Raw genomic sequence first — 2,339 nt, forward strand, 5'->3', positions numbered from 1 at the left:
CAATGTGCATGTTCAGGCGGTGAAACCAGCCGCACCCACCTTTGCCGCCAAGCCCCCGGTGAAACCCAACGTGGTCAACAATGCCCGGCCACCGGTCAGCAATCAGCCCCGTATTGCGACTGCGCCGCCGCGCCAGGTCAATCCGGCCGCGTCTCAGCCAAGGCCCGTGCCCCCCGCTCCGAAGATGCAGGCTCAACCGAAACCCCAGCCGCAACCGCAGCCGAAGATCGTGCAGCAGCAGGTGAGGAAGCCGCCTCCGCCTCCGCCGCAGAAGCCGCCGGAAAAGAAGAAGTGCGGCGCTGCGGGCCTGCCTGCATGTCACTGACAGGTGATGCCAAATGTTGATCTGGAGGCCCGCTTCGGCGGGCCTTTGCTCGGAATTGTTGCTTCATTGCCTTGTTGAAATCAGGCGGAGCGTTTGGCACTGATGCATCGGATGCCAATCGGCGCTGCCGTGCATCTTGCAGCGGATTGCAGATATATCATCAAGGCGGGAAAACAGATGAGCGACACCATCATACTCGAAACTCCGCGCCTCATTCTGACGATGTGGGACAAGGGCGATGCCGAAGCGATTCAGCAATTGCATTCGACGATCGAAACGACGCGCTATCTATCGGGCGCGGCCCCCTGGACGCTGGAGAAGGCCGAGGAGCGGCTGAAAAGCTGGTTTGCAGAAGAGGCGCGTGATGGCGTGACCAAGTACAAGATGCTGCGGCGTGAGGACGGTCGCTTTATCGGCCGTGCCGGCTTTTCGCGTTTCCAAGAGAGGGGACGGGGCGAGTTCGAGCTTGGTTATTCGCTTCGTCAGGACGCTTGGGGCAACGGTTACGCCACGGAGATCGCCGGCGCGCTCGCGCAGTGGTTTTTCCGTCGCGGTTTTGCCGATCGGTTCATTGCATTCACACATCCGGAAAACATGGCATCGCAGCGAGTTCTCCAAAAAATCGGTATGCAATACGAAGCACCGATCGTAGTCGGCGGCACCCCGGGACTTTGCTTCGGGATGTCGCGCTAGGAGCAGTTACGGGAAAAGTGCACGGCGAATTTTCGACCGGTATGCGCAAAACAGCAAATTGAGCGTTTCCGTGTTTTAAAGAACGGCGGAAACGCTCTGAAAGCGGAAACAGCCTCTTAGCGGATGCGCTTGGCAGCCGGTTCCGGCACGAGTTCGCCGTTCAGACGGCGATCGAGATAGTCCTCGCATTCGCCGAGCAGCGTTTCGACCTGACCGTTGAAGAAATGATTGGCGCCTGGGACGACCTTGTGCGTGATCAGGATGCCCTTCTGCGTCTTCAGCTTCTCGACGAGGCCGTTCACGTCTTTTTCCGGAGCTACCTTGTCGGCGTCGCCGTTGATGATCAGGCCGGACGACGGGCAGGGGGCGAGAAAGGAGAAGTCATAGATGTTCGGCTGCGGCGCGATCGACATGAAACCTTCGATTTCCGGGCGGCGCATCAAGAGCTGCATGCCGATCCAGGCGCCGAAGGAATAGCCAGCAACCCAGCAGCTCTTGGAGTCCGGATGAAGGCTCTGAACCCAGTCTAGAGCGGAGGCTGCATCGGAAAGCTCGCCGGCGCCGTGGTCGAATTCGCCCTGGCTGCGGCCGATACCGCGGAAATTGAACCGGAGGGTCGTGAAGCCGCGCTTCTGGAACATGTAGAAGAGCTGGTAGACCACCTGATTGTTCATCGTGCCGCCAAACTGCGGATGGGGATGAAGGATAATCGCGATCGGGGCGCTCTTTTCCTTGGAGGGCTGATAGCGGCCTTCTAGGCGACCAGCGGGGCCGTTGAAAATTACTTCGGGCATCGATACTCCGGCTCTTCTTTTTCTGCGTTCAAACCCAACGGCACGCAGCAAGTTGACTTGACGAATGCGCTCATCTTTTCTAGAACGCAGTTTAGAACAATTCGAAACTTGATGCGGTGGTCCGCGCGTTGTCTGTGCAACGGTTTGTGGAACGTGTCATAAGGCATGCCCGGCTGAAATTTCAAGGAAAATGAGCCGGCCGCAAAAGCAAAGTCGTGCAGGAAGAAGATTATGGCGGCAACGCGCCTCTATCTCGACTGGAATGCTACCGCACCGCTCCATCCGGCGGCTCGCGAAGCCATGCTGCGTGCGATGGATATTCAAGGCAACCCCAATTCCGTTCACGGCGAAGGTAGGGCAGCGCGCGCAGCTGTCGAGGCCGCACGCCGGCAGGTTGCGGCTCTTACGGGCGCGGAATCTGCTCATGTGATTTTCACCAGTGGCGCCACCGAGGCCGCCAATATGGTGCTGACACCGGAATTCCGGATGGGGCGGACGCCGCTTGCCATTAGCCATCTCTATATATC

Annotated in this window: 3 protein-coding genes and 1 pseudogene; 3 read left to right on the forward strand and 1 reads right to left on the reverse strand. The window is 58.8% G+C overall.

Annotation, left to right across the window (positions count from 1 at the left end; translation table 11 throughout):
- Nucleotides 1-325: pseudogene (locus tag Q4Q11_RS31505) on the forward strand (caspase family protein); the annotation flags it as partial.
- 177 nt (nt 326-502) lie between these two features.
- Nucleotides 503-1,018, forward strand: coding sequence for a GNAT family N-acetyltransferase (locus Q4Q11_RS31510; protein ID WP_112510931.1), 516 nt, complete (start codon nt 503-505; stop codon nt 1,016-1,018).
- A gap of 116 nt (nt 1,019-1,134) precedes the next feature.
- On the opposite strand, the gene Q4Q11_RS31515 is transcribed toward Q4Q11_RS31510, so the two are convergent.
- The gene (locus tag Q4Q11_RS31515) at nt 1,135-1,812 is read right to left on the reverse strand and encodes an alpha/beta hydrolase (protein ID WP_004108794.1); all 678 of its coding nucleotides are present in this window, start codon (nt 1,810-1,812) and stop codon (nt 1,135-1,137) included.
- 231 nt (nt 1,813-2,043) lie between these two features.
- On the opposite strand from Q4Q11_RS31515, the gene Q4Q11_RS31520 reads away from it, so the two are divergent.
- The coding region (locus Q4Q11_RS31520) for an aminotransferase class V-fold PLP-dependent enzyme (protein ID WP_498571944.1) at nt 2,044-2,339 on the forward strand (296 nt) is incomplete at its 3' end.

This window comes from Rhizobium sp. UFLA01-1127, from assembly GCF_059803845.1.

Excerpts from the sequence above, each read along its gene's own strand:
- Q4Q11_RS31510 (WP_112510931.1), top strand. The coding sequence starts at position 503 with ATGAGCGACACCATCATACTCGAAACTCCGCGCCTCATTCTGACGATG.
- Q4Q11_RS31515 (WP_004108794.1), bottom strand. The coding sequence starts at position 1,812 with ATGCCCGAAGTAATTTTCAACGGCCCCGCTGGTCGCCTAGAAGGCCGC.